The organism is Xanthomonas cannabis, assembly GCF_040616535.1.
Classification (GTDB): Bacteria; Pseudomonadota; Gammaproteobacteria; order Xanthomonadales; family Xanthomonadaceae; genus Xanthomonas; species Xanthomonas cannabis.
In genome coordinates, this window is the sequence record NZ_CP136580.1 from 4,384,510 (window position 1) to 4,402,135 (window position 17,626).

16 protein-coding genes and 1 pseudogene are annotated in these 17,626 nt (G+C 66.8%); 6 read left to right on the top strand and 11 right to left on the bottom strand.

From position 1 onward, the window contains the following. Positions 1 to 89 precede the first annotated feature (89 nt). Positions 90 to 692, bottom strand: a complete 603-nt coding sequence (locus RZV17_RS18600) for a response regulator transcription factor (RefSeq protein WP_047692816.1) — start codon at positions 690 to 692, stop codon at positions 90 to 92. A gap of 81 nt (positions 693 to 773) precedes the next feature. After that, positions 774 to 1,961 (bottom strand): sensor histidine kinase, encoded by a 1,188-nt coding sequence (locus RZV17_RS18605; protein WP_355605595.1) that lies wholly within the window; start codon positions 1,959 to 1,961, stop codon positions 774 to 776. Between the two features lie 414 nt (positions 1,962 to 2,375). Here RZV17_RS18605 and RZV17_RS18610 point away from each other — a divergent pair, with 414 nt between their 5' ends. From RZV17_RS18610 to RZV17_RS18630, 5 genes are all read left to right on the top strand, one after another. Further along, positions 2,376 to 3,620 (top strand): efflux RND transporter periplasmic adaptor subunit, encoded by a 1,245-nt coding sequence (locus RZV17_RS18610; RefSeq protein ID WP_355605598.1) that lies wholly within the window; start codon positions 2,376 to 2,378, stop codon positions 3,618 to 3,620. Positions 3,621 to 3,991: 371 nt separating this feature from the next. Further along, complete coding sequence (locus tag RZV17_RS18615) at positions 3,992 to 4,681, top strand: ABC transporter ATP-binding protein (protein WP_039404566.1); 690 nt, start codon at positions 3,992 to 3,994, stop codon at positions 4,679 to 4,681. A gap of 12 nt (positions 4,682 to 4,693) precedes the next feature. Then, complete coding sequence (locus RZV17_RS18620; protein WP_047692823.1) at positions 4,694 to 5,854, top strand: ABC transporter permease; 1,161 nt, start codon at positions 4,694 to 4,696, stop codon at positions 5,852 to 5,854. 7 nt (positions 5,855 to 5,861) lie between these two features. Next, a complete protein-coding gene (locus tag RZV17_RS18625; protein ID WP_162183169.1) occupies positions 5,862 to 7,187 on the top strand; it encodes an ABC transporter permease in 1,326 nt (441 codons plus the stop codon). A 185-nt stretch (positions 7,188 to 7,372) separates the two neighbouring features. After that, positions 7,373 to 8,488 (top strand): alpha/beta fold hydrolase, encoded by a 1,116-nt coding sequence (locus RZV17_RS18630; protein ID WP_355605602.1) that lies wholly within the window; start codon positions 7,373 to 7,375, stop codon positions 8,486 to 8,488. 79 nt (positions 8,489 to 8,567) lie between these two features. Here RZV17_RS18630 and rarD read toward each other — a convergent pair whose 3' ends face one another. Then, a complete protein-coding gene (rarD, locus tag RZV17_RS18635; RefSeq protein WP_355605605.1) occupies positions 8,568 to 9,485 on the bottom strand; it encodes an EamA family transporter RarD in 918 nt (305 codons plus the stop codon). Continuing rightward, positions 9,482 to 10,378 (bottom strand): drug/metabolite exporter YedA, encoded by an 897-nt coding sequence (gene yedA / locus RZV17_RS18640; protein ID WP_039404637.1) that lies wholly within the window; start codon positions 10,376 to 10,378, stop codon positions 9,482 to 9,484. Before yedA ends, rarD begins: the two co-directional genes overlap by 4 nt. 120 nt (positions 10,379 to 10,498) lie before the next feature. On the opposite strand from yedA, the gene RZV17_RS18645 reads away from it, so the two are divergent. Then, complete coding sequence (locus tag RZV17_RS18645; RefSeq protein ID WP_355605608.1) at positions 10,499 to 10,888, top strand: Rap1a/Tai family immunity protein; 390 nt, start codon at positions 10,499 to 10,501, stop codon at positions 10,886 to 10,888. Between the two features lie 275 nt (positions 10,889 to 11,163). Here the strand turns inward: RZV17_RS18645 and RZV17_RS18650 are convergent, their stop codons facing one another. The 7 genes and pseudogenes from RZV17_RS18650 to rocF form a co-directional block, all read right to left on the bottom strand. Continuing rightward, positions 11,164 to 12,816: a M28 family metallopeptidase gene (locus RZV17_RS18650; RefSeq protein WP_228335047.1), complete on the bottom strand. Its 1,653-nt coding sequence runs from the start codon at positions 12,814 to 12,816 to the stop codon at positions 11,164 to 11,166. Between the two features lie 352 nt (positions 12,817 to 13,168). Continuing rightward, a pseudogene (locus tag RZV17_RS18655) lies at positions 13,169 to 14,116 on the bottom strand (MBL fold metallo-hydrolase); the annotation flags it as partial. 184 nt (positions 14,117 to 14,300) lie between these two features. Further along, entirely contained in the window at positions 14,301 to 15,590 is a 1,290-nt protein-coding gene (locus tag RZV17_RS18660; protein ID WP_355605611.1) for a tryptophan--tRNA ligase, read from the bottom strand. 182 nt (positions 15,591 to 15,772) lie between these two features. After that, complete coding sequence (locus RZV17_RS18665; RefSeq protein ID WP_039404591.1) at positions 15,773 to 15,982, bottom strand: CsbD family protein; 210 nt, start codon at positions 15,980 to 15,982, stop codon at positions 15,773 to 15,775. 238 nt (positions 15,983 to 16,220) lie between these two features. Next, positions 16,221 to 16,355 (bottom strand): entericidin A/B family lipoprotein, encoded by a 135-nt coding sequence (locus RZV17_RS18670; protein WP_016904515.1) that lies wholly within the window; start codon positions 16,353 to 16,355, stop codon positions 16,221 to 16,223. A 77-nt stretch (positions 16,356 to 16,432) separates the two neighbouring features. Next, positions 16,433 to 16,585: an entericidin A/B family lipoprotein gene (locus RZV17_RS18675; RefSeq protein WP_039404598.1), complete on the bottom strand. Its 153-nt coding sequence runs from the start codon at positions 16,583 to 16,585 to the stop codon at positions 16,433 to 16,435. A 109-nt stretch (positions 16,586 to 16,694) separates the two neighbouring features. After that, the gene (gene rocF / locus RZV17_RS18680; protein ID WP_039404638.1) at positions 16,695 to 17,618 is read right to left on the bottom strand and encodes an arginase; all 924 of its coding nucleotides are present in this window, start codon (positions 17,616 to 17,618) and stop codon (positions 16,695 to 16,697) included. Between the last annotated feature and the right edge of the window lie 8 nt (positions 17,619 to 17,626).

Below are 17,626 nucleotides of genomic sequence, written 5' to 3' on the forward strand. Positions count from 1 at the left end.
AAGCGCTGCTCAAGCGCTGCTCAAGCGCATGCAGTCTCACCTATCGCGAACTCCAGCTGACCGCATACGCCAGGCATCGACTGACGGCGTTACAACCAGCCCTTCTGCCGCGCCAACCGGTACGCTTCGATGCGATTGGCCACGCCCAGTTTGCCGATGCATTCGGACAGGTAGTTGCGCACGGTGCCATGCGAGAGCTGCAGCTGCTGCGCGATCTCGCTGGCCGAGCGGCCTTCGCCGGCCAGGCGCAGCACGGTGCGCTCGCGCTCGCTCAGGGGGTCCGCTTCCACCCAGGCATCGATGGCCAGCTGCGGGTCGATCACCCGCCCGCCGCGCTGCACCTGGCGCACGGCACTGACCAGTTGTTCGGCCGGCGCGTCCTTGAGCAGATAACCCGACACGCCGGCATCCAGCGCGCGCCGCAAGAACCCGGGACGCGCAAAGGTGGTGACGATCATGACCCGCACCGGCAGCGCCTGGCGCTGGATGCGCTGGGCCAGTTCCAGGCCGCTGAGCCCGGGCATTTCGATATCGGTGATCAGCACGTCCGGCTGCAGACGTTGCAGCTCGCGCCAGGCGGTTTCGCCATCGCCCGCACTGCCAACCACCTCGATGTCATCCTCCAGCCCGAGCAGGGCCACCAGTGCGCCGCGCAGCAGGGCCTGGTCTTCGGCCAACAACACCCGGATCATCGCTCGCGCTCGCCTCTGTGCAACGGTTGCGCACGATAACAGCGCGGGCCGGCGACGTGCAGCGGTCGGGCCGGTGAGCGCTCAGCGCGGTTGCGGCACCAAGGGCAGCGGCAACGGTGGGTGCGCCGCATCCGGCATGGGGTGCGGCAACGGCACGCTGGCGCGCAGGCGCATGCCGCGTGGCAGCGCATCCACGTCCAACGCGCCACCCAGGGCCTGCAGGCGCGCACGCATGCCATCCAGGCCATTGCCGGGCACGATCACCCCGCCGCGCCCATCATCGGTGATCTCCAGCACCGCCCGGCCGTCCTGCGCGCGCAGGCTGACCCGGACCCGCCTGGCCTGGGCGTGGCGTTGCACATTGGTGGCCGCCTCGCGCACCACCAGCGCCAACGCGGTTTCATGTTCGGGTGGCAGAGGCAACGCGTCCAGCATGTGTTCCAGCACGATGCCGTCCATGTCCAGCAGCACCTTTGCCGAGGCCAGCTCGGCCACCAGCCCGGCGGCGCGGATGCCGGTAACAGCACGGCGCACCTGCGTCAGCGCGTCACGCGAGATCTGCGCCACGGCGTCGATTTCGTTGCGTGCGGCCTGCGGGTCGCGTTCGATCAGGCGCGCGGCCAGATCGGACTTGAGCGCGACAAGCGACAGGGTGTGACCCAGCAGGTCGTGCAGATCGCGGCCGATGCGTTCGCGCTCGGCGGTGGCCGCCAGCCGGCGCACTTCGTCCTGCGACAGGCGCAGCAATGCGTCCTTGCGTTCATTGATGCTGTACACCGCACTGACCGCAGCCATGCCCAGCACCGACACCGGCAACCACACCAGCGACTGCCAGCTCAACCCGAGCCAATGCGCCCAGCCCAGGTACAACGCGTTCATCAGCACCAGGATGGCGAAATGCCGCCACAGCGCATGTCGCGTGGACGGGCGCAGGCTCAGGCAGGCAAACACGAAGTAGCTGATGCCCGAGGCGTACACCGGCAGCAGCGCCGCACTGAGCATGCCCATCGCCCATGCATAGCGGTACAGCGTGCCGCGCGGTGCCAGCAACATGCGCGCGTACAGCAGCAGAAACAATGGATACGACAGCGCCGTGCACAACAGCCAGGTCGCATCGTAACCGCGCGAGGAGAACACCGGCACCACGAACACCCAGGCCGACCACAGCAGGTGCACGCAGTCCATCCATGGCGACTGGCCCTGCGCCAGGCGCGCGGCCACTTGCGAATCTGGAGCCGGCCGCAGCCAGGCCGGGAGCGTCAGAGGCATCGGGATGGATCCGGAGAAGTGAGTGGATTCTGCCATTGCCGCGCTCGCCTGGGCGTGCCGCAATGCATTGCGGAATGGATCAGCAACCTCAAGCATTGCCACCAAGTGCAATGACCGTCGTGATGCGCCGCACCTGGGCAGCACATGCGGTGAGGATGGCACATACGCAGGTACCGGCTTGATCGATAGGCAAGCGTGCGCGCCTGCAGGTAGGCCGCCCAGTCGCACCTGTCATGGCGTGCAGGTGACAGCTGTCACTGGTGAGTGCCGTCGCCAGATTGCATGCTGCAGCGCAATTGCAGCAGCCCGGCAGGTCCTACCGTTTGTCGCCGCCTTGCAGGTGGTGACTTCCGGCAGCTTGCGGCGCGCCTTGCAGGCAGTCACATTCTGCGCAGCCTTCTGTCCTGGTTCTCGATGAACACCTCCGCCGATCTGCTCAAACAACTCCGCATCGACCGCCAGCGTCCTGCCACGCCGCCACCGGCGCGCCGCACCGGCTGGATCATCGCCGCCATCGTCATCGTCATCGCGCTGGCCGCTGCCGCGTGGTGGTTCACCCGCACTCCGGTGGCCAAGGTGCAGACCGCACCAGTGGTGGCGATCAGCGCAGGCAGCAGCAGCGCCTCGGTGCTGGATGCCTCCGGCTACGTGGTGGCGCGGCGCATGGCCACGGTGTCGGCGCAGGTGACCGGCAAGGTGCGCGAGGTAATGATCGAAGAAGGCATGCGGGTGGAACAGGGCCAGGTGATGGCCACGCTGGACCCGCTGGACGCCGACGCGCAGCGTACGCTGTCGGCCTCGCAGCTGTCGGCCGCGCGCAGCCAGGTCGACAACATGCAGGCGCAGCTGGCCGTGGCCAATGCCGATGCCACGCGACTGCAATCGCTGGTCGGCGCGCAGCTGGTATCGCGCTCGCAGTACGAACAGGCCACCGCGCAGCGCGACGCACTGCGTGCACAGTTGCAGAACGCGCAACGCAACGTGCAGGTGGCCTCCGATCAGCTGGCCATTGCCGGCATCCGCTCGGACTTCAATGTGGTGCGCGCTCCCTTCGCCGGCGTGGTCACCGCCAAGGCCGCGCAGCCGGGCGAGATCGTGTCGCCGCTCTCGGCCGGTGGCGGTTTCACCCGCACCGGCATCGGCACCATCGTGGACATGGAATCGCTGGAAATCGAAGTGGAGGTCGGCGAGTCCTACATCGGCCGCGTGCAGCCGAAGATGCCGGTGGAGGCGGTGCTCAACGCGTATCCGGAGTGGAAGATCCCCGGTGAGGTGATCGCCATCATCCCCACGGCCGACCGTGGCAAGGCCACGGTGAAGGTGCGGGTGGCGCTCAAGGTCAAGGATGCGCGCATCGTGCCGGAGATGGGCGTGCGGGTGAGCTTTCTGGAGCAGGCCAAGCCACAGGAGGCGGCCAAGCCGCAAGGCGTGCGCGTGCCCGCTGCGGCGTTGGTCGAACGCGGCACGCGCACCGTGGCCTTCGTGGTGGGCGAGCGCAATACCGTCAGCGAGCGCGCCGTCACGACCGGCATGCGCATGGGCGAAGACCGCCAGGTGCTGTCGGGACTGGCTGCCGGCGACAGCGTGGTGGTGAATCCGCCACAGGCGCTGAAGGATGGCGACACCGTGGCCGAGGCCGAGGCGGACGCTGCGCAGTGATGGCCAAGGCGGTGCAGTGCGCTGCGGTGTCGGGTCGCGCGCTTGCGTGGCAGGCATGTCATCGCTACGCGCTGCATCGGCTGTTCCAAGCGGAAACGAAACATTGTCGTCAGTGCATTTCAAACCGCTGTCTGAAGGAGTCGCTGCGCGCTGTTGAGCGCGACGCCGCCGCGATGGACCACGGAGGTTCCGCGCGACGGTTGCACAGCGGGTTGGTGCATCTGGCTACCCGTCACACGCTGCAACACGCCATTGCTTGATCGCTTCACCGTCGTCGCTGCGGCGCGTGCCTCCGCACCGCCCGCATGCACTCGCCGTCGCCGTCGCCGTGCCGTACCGCTCTCTCATCCATTGCGTCACCAGGAGTCGCCATGACCGCTCTCGTCAGCTTGCGCAACATCACCAAGACCTACCAACGCGGCCCCGAGCAGGTGCAGGTGCTGCACGGCATCGATCTGGAAATTGCCAGCGGCGATTTCGTGGCATTGATGGGTCCGTCTGGCTCGGGCAAGACCACCTTGCTCAACCTGATCGGCGGACTGGATACCCCCAGCGGCGGCGAGATCGAGATCGAAGGCGAGCGCATCGACCGCATGAGCGGCGGCCAGCTCGCCACCTGGCGCAGCCACCACGTCGGGTTCGTGTTCCAGTTCTACAACCTGATGCCGATGCTCACCGCGCAAAAGAACGTGGAGCTGCCATTGCTGCTCACCTCGCTCAATGCGGCGCAACGCAAGCGCAATGCCGAGATCGCATTGACCCTGGTCGGCCTGCAGGAGCGTCGCAACCACAAGCCCAGCGAATTGTCCGGCGGCCAGCAGCAACGCGTGGCCATTGCACGCGCCATCGTGTCCGACCCGACCTTCCTGATCTGCGACGAGCCCACCGGCGACCTGGACCGCCACAACGCCGAAGAGATCCTGCGTTTGTTGCAGGAACTCAATCGCGAACATGGCAAGACCATCGTCATGGTCACCCATGACCCCAAGGCCGCCGAATACGCCACCCACACCATCCATCTGGACAAGGGCGAGCTGGCCGATGCGCCGCTCGTACTCTGAAGGAACGCTGCCATGAAGTATCTGTCATTGGTGTGGGCGCAGTTGTTCCGCAGCAAGACGCGCACCTTGCTGACGTTGTTGTCGGTGGTGGCGGCCTTCCTGCTGTTCGGCATGCTCGATTCGGTACGGGTGGCGTTTACCTCCGGCGGCAGCGTCAGCGGGGTCAACCGGTTGGTGGTGGCCTCGCGCCTGTCCATCACCCAATCGCTGCCGATCCGCCTGGAAGCGCAGGTGCGCAGCGTGCCTGGCGTGCGCGATGTGACCTCGGCGATGTGGTTTGGCGGCATCTACCGCGACCCGAAGAATTTCTTCCCCAATTTTTCGGTGGCGCCCAACTTCTTCGACGTCTATAGCGAATACGCGTTGCCCAAGGACCAGCTCAAGGCATTCCAGACCACACGCACCGGCGCGGTGGTCGGCGAAGCCCTGGCCAAGGAACATGGCTGGAAGATCGGCGACACCATCCCGTTGCAGGCCACCATCTTTCCGCGTAGCGGCAGCAACGACTGGCCGCTGCAGCTGGTCGGCATCTTTCGCATGAAGGACCGCACCGTGGCGGCCAATCAGGAACGCCAGTTGATGATGAACTGGAAATACTTCGACGAATCCAACGACTACATCAAGAACCAGGTGAGCTGGCTGACGGTGACCTTGAGCAACCCCGACCAGGCCTCGCGCGTGGCGCAGGCCATCGATGCGTTGTCGGCCAACTCCGATCACGAAACCAAGTCGCAAACCGAATCGGCGTTTCAGCAGGCCTTCGTCAAGCAGTTCGCCGATATCGGCCTGATCGTCACCTCGATCATGGCCGCGGTGTTCTTCACCTTGCTGCTGCTCACCGGCAACACCATGGCCCAGGCAGTGCGCGAGCGCATCCCGGAGCTGGCCACGCTCAAGACGCTGGGCTTCCAGGACCGCACGGTGCTGAGCCTGGTGATGATCGAGTCGGTGTTGTTGATTGGCCTGGGCGGGCTGATCGGCATGGGCCTGGCGGCACTGGTGATTCCGGCGGTGTCCGCGCGCAGCGGCGGGCTGATGCCCACGCAAAGCGTACCGCTGCAGACCTGGCTGGTTGGCTTGGCCCTGATGGTCGGCATCGGCCTGGTGGTGGGTGTGCTGCCGGCGTTACGCGCGCAGCGCTTGAAGATCGTCGATGCCCTCGCCGGCCGCTGACAGGAGCATGCACATGCAACGCAAATGGAAAGATCGTGGCGTCACTGTGGTGTCCGTGGTGCTGCTGGCGCTCGGCCTGGGGCTGTGGATCGCGCTGCCGTGGATCTGGCTGGCGCCGGTCGCGGTACTGCTGGCGGTGTGGCTGGTCGCCACCCGCAGTGGCCGCCTGTCGCTGGCCGCTGCACGCATCGGCATCGCCAGCCTGCCGCAACGCTGGGGTTCCACCTCGGTGATCGTGGTCGGCATTGCCGGCGTGGTCGGTGTACTGGTGGCAATGCTGGCGATGGGCCAGGGCTTCCAGGCCACGCTCAACAGCACCGGCGACGACACCACCGCCATTGTCCTGCGCGGCGGCTCGCAGGCCGAGACCAACTCGGTGATCACCCGCGACCTGGTGCCGCTGATCGGCAGCCTGCCGGGCATCGCCACCGATGCCAACGGGCGCCCGATGGTTTCGCCGGAGTTGTCGCAGGTGGTCAACGTCGCCTCCCGCTCCGATGGCACCGACGTCAACGCGCAGCTGCGCGGGGTGGGCGAACAGGCCTGGGCGGTGCACCCCAAGGTCAGGATCGTGCAGGGCCGCCGCTTCAACACCGGCCTGCGCGAGATCGTGGTCGGCAAGGGCGCATTGAATCAGTTCCGCGGGCTGGAGCTGGGCAAGACGCTCACCCTGGGCAGCCAGCAATGGACGGTGGTCGGTGTCTTCGCCTCCGGCGATGCGCACGATTCGGAGCTGTGGACCGATGCGCAGACGCTGGCCACCACCTACAACCGCCGTGCGTACCAGTCGATCACCGCGCGCACCAGCGGCAAGGCCGGCTTCGAGCAGTTCAAGACGGCAATGGCCGCCGACCCGCGGCTCAAGCTGGATGTGGAAACCACCCGCGCCTACTACGGCAAACAGGGCGGCGGCTTGAACAGGTTGATCAGCATCCTGGGCACGGTGATCGGCGCGATCATGGCGGTGGGCGCGGTGTTTGGCGCGCTCAACACGATGTATGCGGCGGTGGCCACGCGTGCGCGCGAGATCGCCACCATGCGCGCCATCGGCTTTCGCGGCACGCCGGTGATCATGGCGCTGATGCTGGAGACCATGCTGCTGGCACTGCTGGGCGGGCTGCTGGGCGGGCTGATCGCCTGGGCGGTGTTCAACGGCTATACCGTCTCCACGCTGGGCAACAACTTCAGCCAGGTGGTGTTCCAGTTCAAGGTCTCGCCGGAGCTGCTGTGGAGCGGGCTGAAATGGGCGCTGGGCATCGGGCTGGTGGGTGGGCTGTTCCCGGCACTGCGCGCGGCGCGGTTGCCGATCACCACGGCATTGCGTGAGGTGTAGGCGGGCCGTTGGCCCGCCCGGGAATGGGGAATCGGGAGTGGGGAATGGTGACAGCCAAAGCAGAGCAAGCGCGTCGCTGCAGCTGAATGTATTGCAGGCTGTCATGGTTTTGTCACCGCAGTGCGGTAGATGCGCGGGCCGGCAGGCCGTAGCCTGCCCGGCCGTTGCATCCATCGATCTTCATCATGACGCGCCTGATTCTGCTGGCCTGCGCCTGCCTGTGGCTGGCCGGCTGTTCCTCGTCCTCCACCTCGCTCAGCGAGCGCCTGGTCGCGCCCGGTGGTGTATCGCCGTTGCTGGATGAAGAACGCATCGCCGCCACCATCGCCACGGTACCCAACCGCAGCGGCCATGTGGTGACCCGCGATCAGGTACCGATCTTCTGGCGGGCGATCGATCCCGGCCAGTACGCCATGCAGTACCGCTACCTGGGGCAGCGCACCGACCCGGCGCATGCGCTGGACGTGGACTTCGGCTTCACCGTGCCCACCACGCCGCCGCCGGCGCCGCGTGGCACCGTGGTGCTGCTGCATGGCTGGATGATGGATGGCGATTCGCTGCTGCCCTGGTCGCTGCAGCTGGCCCAGACCGGCTACCGGGTGGTCACCATCGACCTGCGCAACCACGGCCATTCCGGCGGCGGGCCGTCCGGTTACGGCACGCGCGAATCCGATGACGTGATCGATGTGCTCGACGCCCTGCAACCGCGCGGCGAAATTGCCGGGCCGCTGTATCTGTTCGGCATTTCCTATGGCGCGGCCACCGCACTGTTCACGGCCGACAAGCTCGGCCCGCGCGTGGCCGGCGTGGTGGCGATGGAATCGTTCGCCAATGCCGGCCGCGGCATCCGCGACATGGTGCCGCATCTGCTCGCCAGCCAGCCGCACGGGTGGCGCGGGCAGGCGGTGGCTGCCTATGCGCGCTGGCGGTATGCCGACCAGAATATCGACGCGGTGATCGCCGCCGCCGATACGCAACTCAAGCTGGACCTGGACCATGTCGATGTCGCGCACGCCCTGGCCGACACGCGCAGCTGCGTGCTGCTGTTGCATGGCGATGCCGATCAGCACATTCCGGTGGCGCATGGCCGCACATTGGCGTTGGCCAGTGCGCGTGCGCATTACGTCGAGCTTCCCGGCGAAAACCATCTGAGCCTGCCGCTACGGCTGGACCTGCTCGGCGGGCCGATCGATCACTGGCTGGCGCAGGTGCAACGCGACCCCGGCCATTGCCCTGCACCGCCGGCGCTGCCCGCTTCCACGCTGGCAGTGACCAGCCCATTGGCAATGCCGCGCAGTTGATCGCGGCCAGCGCGGCGCGCCGATGCGAGGCCGTCGCGCTGATCAAGGCCACACGCACTGCCTGCAGTGCGGCGCTTGCTCAGCGCGTGACCACCGGCTGCCGCGAACGCACCACGCTGTCGCCGACGAATAGCAGCAAGCCCAGCCAGATCGCCGCAAACCCGATCGCACGCCCCTGGTCGAACGGCTCATGGAAGAACCACACGCCCAGCAACAGCTGCAGGCTCGGCCCGATGTATTGCAGGATGCCCACCAGCGACAGCGGGATCCGCCGCACGCCGTACGCAAACCCGATCAGCGGGACCGCCGTCACCACGCCACCGAAGATCAGCAGCAGGTCGGTTCGCAGGTCCCAGCCGCTGAAGAACGCACCGCCGTGGCCCTGCTCGCCCCATGCGGCAAGCAGCAGTGCCGGCACGAACAGGTACACGCTCTCCACACCCAGCCCGGCCACCGGGTCCACCGACACCAGCTTGCGCAGCAACCCGTAGAGGCCGAACGAGATCGCCAGCCCCAGCGCAATCCACGGCGGTGCACCGGCATCGATGGTCAGCCACAGCACGCCTGCGGCAGCGCACGCCACCGCCAGCCACTGGATGCCACGCAGGCGTTCTTTCAGCACCAGCACGCCCAGCAACACGCTCAGCAATGGATTGATGAAGTAGCCCAGGCTGGCTTCGATCACATGCCCGGCATTGATGGCCCAGATATACAGGCCCCAATTGAAGGCAATCGCCACGCTGCTGGCGGCCAGCATCCATAACGCGCGCGGCTGCGCAGCAATCGTGCGCCACCAATGCAGCCCCGAGGTCGCCACCAGCCACGCAGCGACCAGCACTGCGCTCCACACGATGCGGTGCGCAATGATCTGCAGCGACGGCACCACCTTGAGCAGGTGCCAATACAGTGGCACCAGGCCCCAGATCACGAAGCTCGCGGCAGTCATCAACAGACCGCGCCGCGCCTCCACCGCCGACACCGGCACGGCCGCGCTCATCGGCGCGCCTTGGCCAGGGTGACCACCAGCACGCCGGCCAGGATCACCGCCATCGCGCCGATGTCGTGGGCGGTGAAACGCTCGTGCCCCAGCCACGCGCCCAATGCCACTGCAATCACCGGATTGACGTAGGCATAGCTGCCGGCCAGTGCCGGGCGCACGTGATGCAGCAGCCAGACATAGGCGGTGAATGCCACGATCGAGCCGAACACGCACAGGTACGCCACTGCCATCAGCCCCTGCGGGGTGGGCCAGGCCTGCGGGCGCTCGCCGATCAACAGGCCGGTGCTCACCAGCAACACGCCGCCGCACAGCATCTGCCCGGCGGCGGTCATGAACGGCGATGGCAGGTCGCGGCCCCGCGACCACACCGAGCCGAATGCCCAGCCGATCGGCGCGATCAGCAGCAACACCAGCCCGCCCGGCGTTGCGGTCAGGCTGCTGCCGGCGTTGAGCCACACCACGCCCAGGAATCCGATCACGATGCCCAACCATTCGCCGCCGCTGGCATGCTGCCCGCGCAGGGCGCCGAACAAGGCCATCCACAACGGCACCGAGGCCACTGCAGTGGCGGCCAGGCCGGAGGACACGCTGCGCTCGGCCAGCACCACCATGCCGTTGCCCAACAGCAACAGCGCCGCGCCCATCAAGGCCACGTTCTTCCATTGCGCGCGCGTGGGCGCCGCCACGCCGCGCCAGCGCAGCACGCCGTAGAGCACGCTGCCGGCGATGATGAAGCGCGCGCCGGACACCATCGTCAACGGCTGCGCACCGCCTTCCAGCGCGAAGCGGATCGCCAGATAGGTCGAGCCCCAGACCACATACACCAGCAACAACGCGAGAACGACCAGCCCGCTGCGCGCGGGTGCGGCAGCGTCGTGAGAGGAAGACATCGGACCTGCCAACTGCAGCGGAAGCTTCAATTCTAGATCACCTGCACGCGCCGACACCGCACAGACCGTGCGCAGCGCACGCGGTATGGTGCGCTCGACGCTCATCACGATGGACTGCCCATGCCACATCGCACTCTCTGGTCGGCCCTGGTCGCGCTTGCCTTGTTCTCCACCACCGCAGCCGCCGCACGCGCACCCGAGCCCTGGGAGCTCACCGGCCATGCGCTGATCGATGCCGGGCTGGACGGCTCGCTGGCACCGGAGATCGACGCACCCGGGCAGCCCGAACTCAAGGTCATGGTGTCGGCCAGCCGTGCCGGCGCCTACCTGCTGGGCGTGGCCGGCGCCAGTTACCGCACGCAGTGGTGCATGCCTGCAGGCAAGGCCGGCCCGCCGGATCTGCAAGTGGTGCTGGCCGATCTCAGCGCATTGCCCGATGCGCGCCTGGATGAGCCCGCACCTGGCCTGATCGTCCAGGCGCTGGCCAAACGCTATCCGTGCCGCAAGTAGAACGCTTGCAGGAAAGTCGCCTGAAAAGCGCTGCATGAGGCCATGCTGCGCCGATGCCCTCAGCAGCGGCACCAGCGCAAGGCAGGCATGAAAGCCGCGCTAGCGAAACGCGGCGGACACCGAGGCGTCACGCTCTGCAGCGGCGCACCAGCCGGCGTGCGGCAAGTGTGGAGTGCGGACAGCACGCTCGGAGCCGGAGCGTTTGCGTGGCGCAGTCCGATTCCAGGCAACCGCCGCGGCCGTCTGCTGGCTGCGCAGCCGTTTTCTAGCGGCCCTTACCTGCGCGCCGCATCGCTGCGCGCGCGGATCGCCTTGAACTCCGAGCCATCCTGCCAGCTCGGCCACTGGCGGCCGTTGGCCAGTGCCACGCCCACGTCATAGACCAGGGTGGTATCGGCGGCATGCCCGCTGGCATCCCACTGCGGCGTCCATCGGTCGCAGGGCTGGTGGTAGCAATCGGCGAAGTATTTGTCACGCAGCGCCTTGCCCTTGGCAACGCCGCCTTCGAGCATGTCCAGGCCGGGGCCGGCGGTGATCGCCGGCACGCCCATGCGCGCGAACGCGAAATGGTCGGCGCGGTAGAAGAAGCCCGCCTCCAGATTCGGGTCCGGCGAATACGTGCGGCCACGTGCCTTGGCGGCCGTCTCCAGGTCGCCTTCCAGCGACACCCGTCCACGCCCCCATGAGGCGATGTCGCGGGTGGGGCCATCGGGGCTGAACATCTCCATGTTGAGCACCGCCACGGTCTTGTCCAATGGCGCCAGCGGATGCGCCGCGTAGTAGTTGGCACCGAGCAGGCCCTTTTCCTCTGCGGTCAATGCAATGAAATACAGCGTGCGCTGCGGCTTGGGGCCGGCGGCGAACACGCGCGCCAGTTCCAGCACGCTGGCAACGCCAGTGGCGTTGTCCACCGCGCCACGGCGCACCGTATCGCCGGAGGCATCGGCCTTGCCGATCCCGAACGCATCCCAATGCGCAGAAAAGATCACCGTCTCGTCCGGGTGCTGGCTGCCGGTGAGCTTGGCCACCACGTTATGGGTGACCACCCGTTCGCGCTTGAGCTTGAAATCCACCGACAGCGTGGCATCGCCCAGCGCGACGGGCGCAAAATCGCGCTGCTGCGCGCGTGCCTTGGCCTGTTCGAAATCCAGCCCTGCCTGTTTGAACAGCGTCTGCGCCAGCGTGCGCTGCATCCAGCCACGCACCGGCACGTGCTGCGCCTTTGCATCGGCGTCGCTGCGTTCGATATCGAACAGCGGCGACAGGCCCGAACTCTGCACCGTGGCCCAGCCGTACGCGGCCGGCGCAGTTTCGTGCACGATCAGCACCCCGGCCGCACCGCGCCGCGCGGCTTCTTCGTACTTGTAGGTCCAACGGCCGTAGTAGGTCACCGCCTTGCCATCGAACGCACCCGGCTGCGCGCTCTCGAAGTCGGCATCGTTGATCAGCACCACCGCAATCTTGCCGCGTAGATCCACGCCCTTGTAGTCGTCCCACTGCCGCTCCGGCGCGCTGATGCCGTAGCCCACGAACACCAGCGGCGCATCCTTCAGCGCCACTGCGGCCTGCGGACGCAGGCTCTGCAAGGTCACATCGGTGCCGTTGACCAGCGTCTGCGTCTTGCCGCCCACGCGCAGGCGCGCGCGCACCGGGCCATCGACCTGCGCGCGCACCAGCGGCACTGCCTGGGTCCAGCTGCCCTGCTCGCCGCCCGGTTGCAGCCCGGCCGCCTTGAATTGCTCGACCAGATAATCGACGGTGCGCTGCTCGCCGGCACTGGCCGGCGCGCGGCCCTCGAAGTCGTCCGATGCCAGCAGGCGCACATGCCGCGACAACGCTTCGGCATCGATGCCGCCACCGGGCAGATCGTTGGCGGCCTGTGCCACACCTCCCACAAACAGGCACGCGGACAACAGCAGGATGCGCATCGGATTCACGGTGAGGCCTTGCAACGGACGGATGACAGACAGTTTACAAGCGCGCGGCCCGATCGGGAGCGCGACACCGCGGCCATCGGTTCGCTTCCGCACGCGGCGGCGCTGCAAACCCGGCGTGCGCAGACGCTGACCACTGCGCGTGCGCGCTGAAGCTACCAGGCATCACGGCTCCACGGTGGCATGATCGGCGGCAGCGATCAGGCATCGGCCACCGGTGCGACGCGGCTTGCAGCACATCGCGCAATGCGGCCAGCGCCGCAATCGACACAGATCCCAGGCGCGTCATCGGCAGCGCTGGCCGGCTCCCCGCACACGCAAGACCATCAGCGCCGAGGTCGTCGGCTCAGCGTGCGGCGCGGTCCAGCCAGCACGCAAGCCCCTGCGCGTTGAGTTCGATATCGGTACCCAGCAACTGCTCCACGCCCGCATCGTCCAGCAGGCAGCCGTGCTGCCGTGCGCGCTCCAGATACAGCTCCGTCAGTGCGGCCACCAGGCAACGGTGGCGGTCTGCACGCGAGGCACAGCCCACTGCAATCTCGGTCATCGCATGAATCTGCTGCACCAGCGCCTGCGCCAACGGTGCAGGCGATTCGACCCGCCCGTAGTGGGTGAGATACATCGCCTGCGGCTCGGTATCCATCAACCGTGCGATCGACTGCAGCATCGCCTCCGGTTCGAACTGCACCGGCGAGGAGGTCGGCAGAATGAAGGCGCCCTGCGCGCTGTCGAGCTGGCGATACGACAGCCCGAAGGTGTCGCCGGTGAACCAGCTGCGGCTACGCGCATCCCACACGCACAGATGGTGGCGCGCATGTCCGGGCGTGTCGCGTGTCAACAGCGCGCGCTCGCCCAACTGCACGCAGTGGCCATCGGCCGCTTCCACCACGCGCTCGGCCGGCACCGGCACGATCGCGCCATAACTGCGCGCCATCTCGGCCTGGCCATACACCGCGGTGGCGCCGGCAATCAGCCGCGTGGGGTCGACCAGGTGCGGCGCGCCGCGCGGATGCACCAGCACGCGGGCATTGGGCAGATACTGCAGCAATGCACCGGCGCCGCCGGCGTGATCCAGATGCACATGGGTCAGGATCAACCACTCCACCTGCGCCGGCGTCAGCTCCGCTGCCTGCAGGGCCGCCAGCAGGTGCGGCACCGAGTGCGAGGTCCCGCAATCGACGAACGCCGCGCGATGCGCCTCCACGATCAGATACGCCGCATCGAACTGCACACCACCAAAACCGGTATCGATGGTGTGGATGCTGGAATCGGCCACTGCTGTCATTCCTACCCCGTCGCTCCCTGGACCATCGCAGTGTAGGCGCAGGGAGTGCGCAGATGCTGTGCCGCCGGTTCCAGGCAACGACGAATTAACAGCATCCACCCCAGGGCCGGCGCGCGCTTGGCCAGCACGCAGTGCGTGCGCGATGTGGTCAACAATGCGCGCAAAGCCGCCACCCCTTGCGCGCGTGCGTCGATCATGCCTCTCGCAGTGCCCGCATCGCCGCAAGAATCAGCGCTGCCTCGACCTGCGCATGCACGCCCGGCAACTGCAGATCGCTGACCTGCTCGGCCTGTTTCAACCGTGCGATCAGTTGACCGGCATCGCGCGGCGAGGCAAACCCGTCGCTCTGCAGCAGCAGTGCACCTGCGCCATCGTTCAATTTGAAATAGAACTGGCCATCGGGTTCGCGGTATTGCTTGAACACCGGCAAGGCGAGCTTGTCGCCGCCCTGCGCAACGGCAGGGCCGGCCTGATCGGCCAGGTCGCGCAGACCCACCGCGTGCCGCAGCTCGGCCAGCAGCGGCGTGGCGTAGCGCGCACGCAGGCGTGCGCCCCCGGCGCGCAGGATCGCCTCGATCTTGGCCGGCTCGGCCATCAGCGCCTCGTAGCGCGTCCGCAACGGGCTGATCTCCTGATCGATCCGCTCGAACAGCTGCTGCTTGGCATCGCCCCAGCCGATGCCATCGGCAAAGGCCTGCGCGAAGCCGGCGGTTTCCTGCGGCGTGGCAAATGCCTGATACAGCTGGAACAACGCCGAGCCCTGCGTGTCCTTCGCTTCGCCCGGCGCGCGCGAATCGGTGAGGATGGAAAACACCAGCTTGCGCAGCTCCTCGCGCGAGCCGAACAGCGGGATGGTATTGCCGTAGCTCTTGCTCATCTTGCGGCCGTCCAGGCCCGGCAAGGTGGACACCTGCTCGTCGATCACCGCATCGGGCAAGGTGAAGAAATCACGGCCGTACACATGGTTGAACCGCTGCGCAAAGTCGCGCGCCATCTCGATGTGTTGGATCTGGTCGCGCCCCACCGGCACCTTGTGCGCATTGAAGATGAGGATGTCGGCCGCCATCAGCACCGGGTACATGAACAACCCGGCAGTCACGCCCGCATCGTCGTCCTCGCCGTCGGCGCGGTTCTTGTCCACCGCCGCCTTGTAGGCATGCGCGCGGTTGAGGATGCCCTTGCCGGCCACGCAGGTCAGCAACCACATCAACTCGGTGGTTTCGGGCACATCGGACTGCCGATAGAACCAGACCTTGTCCGGATCCAGGCCGCAGGCCAGCCAGCTGGCCGCGATCTCCAGCGTGGAGCGCTGGGTACGCGCCGGGTCCTGCGCCTTGATCAGGCTATGCAGGTCGGCAAGGAAGTAGAAGCTTTCCGCATCGGCGGCGGCGCTGGCCTGGATGGCCGGGCGGATCGCACCGACGTAATTGCCCAGGTGCGGGGTGCCGGAGGTGGTGATACCGGTGAGGACGCGAGTGGTCATCTGCGTAGTGCCAGGAAGTCAGCGTGCAAGTTTAGCGGTTCCGCGCCGTGCCTATCGGGTGGCTGCCAGCGGTGTGTTGCTGCCACCGGATTCCTGTCACCCGCCCACACACGCAGAAACGGGCCGCAGTGGCGGCCCGTGGTCTGCAACGTCGTTTGCCGCCGGGAGCGGCGCGTTATGGATCAGGTGTCGTCGCGCAAGGATTTTTCGAAGGCGCGGACTTCGGTCTGGGCGCGGTCGCGGTCCCAGCCATACCGTTCCTGCAGCTTGCCCTGCAGGTATTCGGCGTTACCTTCGGCAACCTTGAAATCGTCGTCGGTGAGGTCGCCCCACTTCGCCTGCATCTTGCCTTTGAGCTGGGTCCACTTGCCGGAAATGATGTCAGTGTTCATTGCGTTGACTCCGCTGCGATGCGGCCGCGATTGACCGTGGGATCAGGGTGCCCACGGATGCGTTCGTTGCTCATCAAGAGGTGTCAAGCCGGCGATCACCGCACTGAACCGTTGCCGACGCGCGATACCGTCAACCGATCTGGCAATCGCGCAGCTGCGGTGCGACCGTCGCGCTGGCGCAGGCTGGGCGCAAAAAAAAACGGGCCTTGCGGCCCGTTTTTTTGCATGCGGCGTCAGATCACTTACGCGCTGCGTCTTCCACCTTCTCGCCAGCGCCCTGCACGTCCTTGCCGGCACCTGCGACGGTGTTGCAACCCGACAGCATACCGACCGACAACACCGACAGCACCAGCAGCACAATTGCACGCTTCATAACAGACTCCTTCGTAGGTAAGCGGCCAGTTGCCGCAGATCAATCAAATCGAACACATCACACGCAAGACGTTGGGATCAGCACTTGCCGTCGCTGCATTTTTCGGCCGTTTTCTCGACCTTGTCGCCCGCACCCTGCATATCCTTGCCGGCGCCGGCCATGGTGTTGCAGCCAGTCATTACGCCGGCCGAAAACAGGCCCAGCACCATCAGTGTCAGCAGTCGCTTCATCGGTCTTCCTCGGTCTGCGCCCGGTGCGGTCGCACCTCGCTTGGCGCCAAATCTGACTGCGCGCACGTGGATTTGATGTGAACGGCAGCACGCCACGTTCAGCGCTGGATCAATCTCGCATCAGGGTCGACTTGCCGAACAGGCTCTCCACCAGATCCACTGCCAGTTCGGCGGTCGCGTTGCGGTTGTCCAGCACCGGATTGAGTTCGACGATGTCCAGCGATCCCATGCGGCCGGTGTCGGCAATCATCTCCATCACCAGCTGCGCCTCGCGGTAGTTGGGGCCACCGGGCACCGTGGTGCCCACGCCCGGCGCGATGCTCGGGTCGAGGAAATCCACATCGAAACTGACATGCAGGTGGGTCTCGGCGCTCATGCCCTGCAGCGCAGCTTCCATGGTGCGCTTCATGCCGGCTTCGTCGATGTAGCGCATGTCGTAGACGTCGATGCGGTGCTGCTTGATCAGCCGCTTCTCCTCCGGATCCACCGAGCGGATGCCGATCTGCCGCACCTGCTCGGGCAACAGCGCCGGCGCACTGCCGCCCAGGTGGGTCAGCGCCTGCGGACCCAGCCCGCACAGGCAGGCCACCGGCATGCCGTGCACATTGCCGGACGGGGTCACCTCGCTGGTGTTGAAATCCGAATGCGCGTCCAGCCACAGCACCCGCAACGGGCGCCCCTGCTCGCGGCAGTGCCTGGCCACCGCAGTGATCGAGCCGATGCCCAGGCAATGGTCACCACCGAGCATGATCGGCATCCGCCCGGCCTGCAGTTCGGCATAGCTGGCGTCCATCAGCGCCTGGTTCCAGGCCACCACTTCGTCCAGATGCCGGTAGCCGGCCTGCGGCAGCTGCCAGGGATTGCGCGGGCCATCCAGGTTGCCCAGATCACGCACCTCCACGCCACGGCCGATCAGGGCCTCCTGCAAGCCGGCAATGCGCAGCGCCTCCGGCCCCATCCGTGCGCCGCGGTGGCCGGCACCGATGTCGGTGGGAACGCCTATCAGGGAAACCGGCAGGTACTGCGTTGCCATGCATTGCT

Bases quoted from the DNA above. Each gene is read 5' to 3' on its own strand.
- RZV17_RS18600 (WP_047692816.1), bottom strand. From the start codon at position 692: ATGATCCGGGTGTTGTTGGCCGAAGACCAGGCCCTGCTGCGCGGCGCA.
- RZV17_RS18605 (WP_355605595.1), bottom strand. From the start codon at position 1,961: ATGCCTCTGACGCTCCCGGCCTGGCTGCGGCCGGCTCCAGATTCGCAA.
- RZV17_RS18610 (WP_355605598.1), top strand. From the start codon at position 2,376: ATGAACACCTCCGCCGATCTGCTCAAACAACTCCGCATCGACCGCCAG.
- RZV17_RS18615 (WP_039404566.1), top strand. From the start codon at position 3,992: ATGACCGCTCTCGTCAGCTTGCGCAACATCACCAAGACCTACCAACGC.
- RZV17_RS18620 (WP_047692823.1), top strand. From the start codon at position 4,694: ATGAAGTATCTGTCATTGGTGTGGGCGCAGTTGTTCCGCAGCAAGACG.
- RZV17_RS18625 (WP_162183169.1), top strand. From the start codon at position 5,862: ATGCACATGCAACGCAAATGGAAAGATCGTGGCGTCACTGTGGTGTCC.
- RZV17_RS18630 (WP_355605602.1), top strand. From the start codon at position 7,373: ATGACGCGCCTGATTCTGCTGGCCTGCGCCTGCCTGTGGCTGGCCGGC.
- rarD (WP_355605605.1), bottom strand. From the start codon at position 9,485: ATGAGCGCGGCCGTGCCGGTGTCGGCGGTGGAGGCGCGGCGCGGTCTG.
- yedA (WP_039404637.1), bottom strand. From the start codon at position 10,378: ATGTCTTCCTCTCACGACGCTGCCGCACCCGCGCGCAGCGGGCTGGTC.
- RZV17_RS18645 (WP_355605608.1), top strand. From the start codon at position 10,499: ATGCCACATCGCACTCTCTGGTCGGCCCTGGTCGCGCTTGCCTTGTTC.
- RZV17_RS18650 (WP_228335047.1), bottom strand. From the start codon at position 12,816: ATGCGCATCCTGCTGTTGTCCGCGTGCCTGTTTGTGGGAGGTGTGGCA.
- RZV17_RS18660 (WP_355605611.1), bottom strand. From the start codon at position 15,590: ATGACCACTCGCGTCCTCACCGGTATCACCACCTCCGGCACCCCGCAC.
- RZV17_RS18665 (WP_039404591.1), bottom strand. From the start codon at position 15,982: ATGAACACTGACATCATTTCCGGCAAGTGGACCCAGCTCAAAGGCAAG.
- RZV17_RS18670 (WP_016904515.1), bottom strand. From the start codon at position 16,355: ATGAAGCGTGCAATTGTGCTGCTGGTGCTGTCGGTGTTGTCGGTCGGT.
- RZV17_RS18675 (WP_039404598.1), bottom strand. From the start codon at position 16,585: ATGAAGCGACTGCTGACACTGATGGTGCTGGGCCTGTTTTCGGCCGGC.
- rocF (WP_039404638.1), bottom strand. From the start codon at position 17,618: ATGGCAACGCAGTACCTGCCGGTTTCCCTGATAGGCGTTCCCACCGAC.